Source organism: Mycobacterium sp. (assembly GCF_035653355.1).
GTDB lineage: Bacteria > Actinomycetota > Actinomycetes > Mycobacteriales > Mycobacteriaceae > Mycobacterium.
This window is the reverse complement of sequence record NZ_DASRBZ010000313.1, coordinates 1-6,025: the sequence shown is the minus strand read 5'-3', so window position 1 is coordinate 6,025 and position 6,025 is coordinate 1. Positions and strand designations below refer to the sequence as shown.

Below are 6,025 nucleotides of genomic sequence, written 5' to 3'. Positions count from 1 at the left end.
TCATTCACCAAGAAGACCGGGACATCTGCGGCATGCAACAACTCGGCGTGCCGTTGCGCCGCGGATTCGGTGACGAAAATTTCGCGCACCAGACCGCGCCTGGATGCTCCCTCGACCAGGTTGGGTCCTTCGGCGAGAAACCGCTGCGCGCTACGCCGCCGGACATGGCGGTGGAGCTTGACCGCCGCGACCACCCGGGCCGAGCGTTCGGTGAGCACCGGGCGCGAGCCAGGTGTCAGGCAGCTTCTCCCGAAGGCGCGTTGACGTTGTCGGGCAACGCCGCCCGCGCCACGTCGACCAGTGCGGTGAACGCGGCCGGATCACTCACCGCGATGTCAGCGAGGTTCTTGCGGTCCACCTCGACGCCGGCGGCCTTGAGGCCCTGGATGAGCCGGTTGTAGGTGATGTCATTAGCGCGCGCCGCCGCGTTGATCCGCGAAATCCACAGCTTGCGGAACTCGCCCTTGCGTGCCCGACGGTCCCGGAACGCATAGTTAAGCGAATGTAGTTGCTGCTCTTTGGCTTTGCGGTAAAGCCTAGACCGCTGGCCGCGATAGCCTCGCGAGGCCTTCAGGACGGTGCGCCGCTTCTTGTGGGCGTTGACTGCCCGCTTCACGCGTGCCATGGGTATTCCTATCCTCGTTCGGACGTACTGACTGTGTCGGCGTCGTCAGCCGTTCAGCATCGACTTGACCCGCTTGGTGTCGTTCGCCGACACCGCGGTGCGGCCCTCCAGCCGTCGGGTCCGCGTGGTGGGCTTGTGCTCGAACAGATGCCGCCGGTTGGCGTGCTGGCGCACGATCTTGCCGGTCCCGGTGCGGCGGAATCGTTTTGAAGCCCCACTGTGGGTCTTGGCTTTGGGCATGTGTCCTCAGTTCTGCTGTCTGGTCAGTTCGATGGTTCGGTATCGCCGTTGGCTGCGGGCTCGGGTATGGGTGCGACGGCTTGTCGCGCCGCCCTGGCCCGAGTCTTCGCGCCGCGGTGCGGCGCCAGCACCATCGTCATGTTGCGTCCGTCCTGTTTGGCGGCCGTCTCGACGAAGCCGTAGTCGGCGACGTCGGCGCCCAGGCGCTGCAACAGTCGATAGCCCAGTTCGGGCCGGGACTGCTCGCGTCCGCGGAACATGATGGTCACCTTGACCTTCGACCCCGCCTCCAGGAAGCGGATGACGTGACCCTTCTTGGTCTCGTAGTCATGGTCGTCGATCTTGGGTCGCAGCTTTTGTTCCTTGACGACGGTCTGCTGCTGGTTTCTGCGAGACTCGCGCGCCTTCTGCGCCGCCTCGTATTTGAACTTGCCGTAGTCCATGATCTTGCAGACCGGTGGTCTGGCGTTCGGGGCGACTTCGACAAGGTCGAGGTCGGCGTCCGCGGCGACGCGGAGTGCGTCTTCGATCCGCACGATGCCTACCTGCTCACCTCCCGGTCCGATCAAACGGACTTCAGGTACGCGGATGCGTTCGTTGACGCGGGTCTCAGTGCTGATGTGGCCTCCCTTGGTTGTCTTCTCTTTCGCGACCGGCGCGCGGTTCCGTGGGATGCAGCAGGTGGACGGCTCGCCATCAGCAAAAAGGCCCTGCTGCAGCAGGGCCCTAGTGCCGACCGGTCACGGCGTGAGCCGCCTGCGGCGTGCGCAGAACAGGCGCGATGCCTGTGACCGGACCGCTGAGCCTTGGGCAAAGATTTCCGGTGGCCAGCGGTGGGAGTGGGACTCCACTTGCTGTTCCCGGCCTTCGCCGGGACGGTCGCACCGGCCAGTTTAGCAGTCACAACCTGCTGACCGGCAGCTAGACGCGTGGTTGTGATGTCGTCTCACGCGTGTCCCAGCCGAAGCGAATATCCTCGCGGTCTGTGACCCTAACCACGAGCCGGCCGACTTCCCGGTACCACTGGGTTCCAGCGGCCGCCGGCTGGACTGTCGGCGTGATCGCCACCCTGTCGCTGGTGGCGAGCGTGTCACCGCTGGTCAGGTGGGTCATCAAGGTCCCGCGGGAGTTCATCAACGACTACCTCTTCAACTTTCCCGACACCAGCTTCGCGTGGTCGTTCATCCTGGCGCTGCTGGCCGGCGCGCTGACCGCGCGCAAGCGCATTGCCTGGTGGGTGTTGCTCGGCAACCTAGTCATTGCCGCCGGGTTGAACGTCGCGGATCTGGCAGCGGGCGGGAACACACCGCTGCAGACCTTCGGCGAAAGCTTCGGCTTCACGCTGCATGTGGCCGCGATCGTCCTCCTCACCTTGGCTTACCGCGAGTTCTGGGCCAAGGTCCGCCACGGCGCCCTCTACAAGTCGACCGGCGTGCTGCTTGCCGGATGGGCGATCGGGATTCTGCTGTCGTGGGGACTGGTCGAGCTGTTCCCCGGCTCGCTGGCACGGCAGGATCGGTTGCCCTACGTGGCGAACCGAGTGGTCGGCTTCGCGCTGGCCGACCCCGATCTGTTCCAGGGCCGCCCGCACGTCATCCTCAACGACCTCTTCGGCCTGCTCGGCGCACTGGCGCTGATGGTTGCGGCGATCGTGCTGTTCCAATCCCAGCGCGCCGAGAACGCGCTGACCGGAGAGGACGAATCCGCCATCCGCGGTCTGCTCGAGTTGTACGGGAAAAACGACTCCCTCGGCTACTTCGCCACCCGCCGCGACAAGTCGGTGGTGTTCGCGCCCAACGGCCGTGCAGCCATCACCTACCGAGTCGAGGTCGGCGTGTGCCTTGCCAGCGGGGACCCGATCGGCGACCCCACGGCGTGGCCGAAAGCCATCGATGCATGGTTGCGGCTGTGCCAGTCCTACGGTTGGACTCCCGGTGTCATGGGCGCCAGTTCGCAAGGCGCACAAGCGTTTCGCCGAGCAGGCTTGAACGCCCTGGAACTCGGCGACGAAGCCATTCTGCACACCGTCGACTTCAAGCTGTCCGGCCCGGACATGCGCGGAGTGCGCCAGGCGGTCACCCGGGCACGCCGCGCCGGGTTGACCGTGCGCATCCGGCGGCACCTGGAAATTCCCGCCGACGAGATGGCACACGTGATCTCGCGCGCCGACGCCTGGCGGGACACCGAGACCGAGCGCGGGTTCTCGATGGCCCTCGGCCGCCTCGGTGACCCGGCGGACGGCGACTGCTTGCTCGTGGAGGCCCTGCGTCCCGACCACGAGGTGGTGGCAATGCTCTCGCTGGTGCCGTGGGGGCACAACGGCGTATCGCTGGATCTCATGCGCCGATCAGCCCAATCCCCTAACGGCACAATCGAACTCATGGTCAGCGAGCTGGCCCTACATGGTGAACGCCTAGGGATTTCCCGCATTTCGCTGAACTTCGCGATGTTTCGCTCAGCGTTTGCCCAGGGCGCGCAGCTCGGCGCCGGCCCGATAGCGCGGCTGTGGCGCGGCCTGCTGGTGTTCTTCTCCCGCTGGTGGCAGCTGGAGACGCTGTATCGCTCCAACGCGAAGTACCAACCGGAATGGGTGCCGCGGTACGCCTGCTACGAGGACGCCCGGATGATCCCGCGGGTGGGTGTCGCTTCCGCCCTCGCCGAGGGCTTCCTGGTGTTCCCCTTCAGTCGCCGCACCAAGCAGCACACCGGTCACCATCCGTCGGTGCCGCCGACGCTGGTGGCGACCGGGCTGTTGCACCACGACGGCACCGCCCCCGATCTCAGTAATCTGCAGCGCGCGGAGACCTCCGATTGGGGTGAGTCGCAGCGGCGGCTGCCCGAACAGGTGCGGGTACGGCTGGCGAAGCTGAAGGCGTTGCAAGCCAACGGCGTCGACGCTTACCCGGTAGGTCATCCACCCAGTCACAGCGTCGCCAGTGCGTTGGCGGCCGACGACCAGGCGAGCGTTTCGGTGTCCGGTCGCGTGCTGCGGATCCGCGACTTCGGCGGGGTGCTGTTCGCCCAGTTGCGCGACTGGTCGGCTGAAATACAGCTGCTGCTGGACAATTCGCAGCTCGACGAGGGTTACACCGCCGATTTCACTCACGCCATCGATCTGGGTGATCTGGTGGAAGTGAGCGGGCACATGGGGTTCAGCAAAAACGGGACGCGCTCGCTGCTGGTTCGCCGATGGCGGCTGATCGGCAAGTGCCTGCGTCCGCTTCCCAACAAGTGGAACGGACTCACCGACGCCGAGGCTCGGGTGCGGGCCCGCTACCTCGACCTGGCGGTGAACACCGAGTCACGCGAACTAATCGCCGTGCGCAGCAAGGTGTTGCGTTCGCTGCGAGAGACACTGTTCGCCAAGGGCTTTGTGGAAGTCGAGACGCCGGTCCTGCAGCAGATCCACGGCGGTGCCAGCGCTCGCCCGTTCATCACCCACATCAACAGCTACGACATGGACCTATACCTGCGCATCGCGCCGGAACTGTACCTGAAGCGGCTTTGCGTCGGCGGCGTGGAGCGGGTGTTCGAGCTGGGCCGGGCGTTCCGAAATGAAGGCGTCGACTCCACCCACAATCCTGAGTTCACGCTACTGGAGGCCTACCAGGCGCACGCTGACTATCGGACGTGGGTGGACGGCTGTCGTGAGTTGATCCAAAACGCCGCCGAGGCGGCACACGGCGAGCAGGTCGTGCTGCGCCCCTCAGATGAGGGCCTCAAACCGGTCGACATCTCTGGTGTCTGGCCGGTGAAGACGGTGCACGACGCCGTGTCCGAGGCACTTGGTGACTACGTCGATGCGGACACCGATTTGGCGTCGCTGCGCAAGCTGGCCGATGCCGCCAACGTCCCTTACCTGCGACGCTGGGACGCCGGCGCGGTGGTGCTCGAACTCTACGAGCATCTGGTCGAGTCCCGCACCGAGCATCCCACCTTCTACATCGACTTTCCGACCTCGGTGTCGCCGCTGACCCGGCCGCATCGCAGTAAACCCGGGGTGGCCGAACGTTGGGATCTGGTGGCCTGGGGCGTCGAGCTCGGCACTGCCTATACCGAGCTCACCGACCCGGTGGAGCAGCGTCGCCGCCTGCAAGAGCAATCCTTGCTGGCCGCCGGGGGCGATCCCGAGGCGATGGAACTCGACGAGGACTTCCTGCAGGCGATGGAATACGCGATGCCGCCCACCGGCGGTCTCGGGATGGGTGTCGACCGCGTGGTCATGCTCATCACCGGCCGCGGCATCCGCGAGACCCTGCCCTTCCCGCTGGCCAAACCGCGATAACACATGAAATGGCCGCCGGCAACGTGAGCTGTGCGTAGCGGTTGGTGAACCGGTCGTCAATGCGTTAACGCATGCATCACAATGGACGACAATGAATGATGTGCCAGCTTCCTCCGCAACTGTCGCTGCGCCGCTGCTGGTCGGTCACCACACCTCGCTGATGCACGGGTGGGTGCCGATCACGGTCCAGGCGCTAACGGCGGTTGCGCTGGTGTTGGCGATTGGGTGGCGATCACGCCGCTGGCGGGTAGTCGGGCTGCCGGTTGCAGCGGCCGTCGGCATCCTGGTCGCGATCGGGACCCGCTGGTTCATCGACACCGACGGGCTGGCCGACGAGCCAGCTCCGCTCACGATGTGGCTGTGGATTGCGTTGACCGGCGCAGCGGCTGCGGTCCTGCTGCTGGGGTGGCGCAGCGCCCGCTGGTGGCGGCGTACGACGTCGATGCTGGCCGTGCCGCTGTGCTTGCTGTGCTCGGCTCTGGCCCTCAACGGCTGGGTGGGATACTTCCCAACGGTGCAGACGGCCTGGAATCAGCTCACTGCCGGTCCGTTGCCTGACCAGACCGACAAGACCACGGTGGCGGCGATGGCCGGCAAGCGGGCGCTTCCGACCCGCGGCAGCGTGGTGCCGGTGACCATCCCCGCGGAGGCGTCGCACTTCAAACACCGCGGCGAGCTGGTGTACCTGCCACCGGCGTGGTTTGCCAGCACTCCGCCGCCGCAGCTGCCCACCGTGATGATGATCGGCGGCGAATTCAACACGCCCGCCGACTGGCTGCGGGCCGGCAATGCGGTTGCGACGATCGACGAGTTCGCCGCCGCGCACGGGGGCAACGCGCCGGTGTTCGTGTTCGCGGACTCCGGCGGCGCGTTCA

4 protein-coding genes and 2 pseudogenes are annotated in these 6,025 nt (G+C 66.1%); 2 read left to right on the top strand and 4 right to left on the bottom strand.

The window, feature by feature from the left end; genetic code table 11:
* The 4 genes and pseudogenes from VFA16_RS10920 to infC all read right to left on the bottom strand — a co-directional run.
* Nucleotides 1–218 (bottom strand): annotated as a pseudogene (locus VFA16_RS10920) (RNA methyltransferase); the annotation flags it as partial.
* Nucleotides 219–235: 17 nt separating this feature from the next.
* A complete protein-coding gene (gene rplT, locus VFA16_RS10915) occupies nt 236–625 on the bottom strand; it encodes a 50S ribosomal protein L20 (protein ID WP_324967819.1) in 390 nt (129 codons plus the stop codon).
* Between the two features lie 45 nt (nt 626–670).
* Nucleotides 671–865 (bottom strand): 50S ribosomal protein L35, encoded by a 195-nt coding sequence (gene rpmI / locus VFA16_RS10910; RefSeq protein ID WP_083089409.1) that lies wholly within the window; start codon nt 863–865, stop codon nt 671–673.
* A gap of 23 nt (nt 866–888) precedes the next feature.
* Entirely contained in the window at nt 889–1,485 is a 597-nt protein-coding gene (gene infC / locus VFA16_RS10905; RefSeq protein WP_324967820.1) for a translation initiation factor IF-3, read from the bottom strand.
* Nucleotides 1,486–1,850: 365 nt separating this feature from the next.
* Between infC and lysX the strand changes: the two genes are divergently transcribed.
* Nucleotides 1,851–5,150: a bifunctional lysylphosphatidylglycerol synthetase/lysine--tRNA ligase LysX gene (gene lysX / locus VFA16_RS10900; RefSeq protein ID WP_324967818.1), complete on the top strand. Its 3,300-nt coding sequence runs from the start codon at nt 1,851–1,853 to the stop codon at nt 5,148–5,150.
* A 91-nt stretch (nt 5,151–5,241) separates the two neighbouring features.
* A pseudogene (locus VFA16_RS10895) lies at nt 5,242–6,025 on the top strand (esterase family protein); the annotation flags it as partial.

Coding starts and splice junctions, on each gene's coding strand:
- rpmI (WP_083089409.1), bottom strand. CDS start 865: ATGCCCAAAGCCAAGACCCACAGTGGGGCTTCAAAACGATTCCGCCGC.
- rplT (WP_324967819.1), bottom strand. CDS start 625: ATGGCACGCGTGAAGCGGGCAGTCAACGCCCACAAGAAGCGGCGCACC.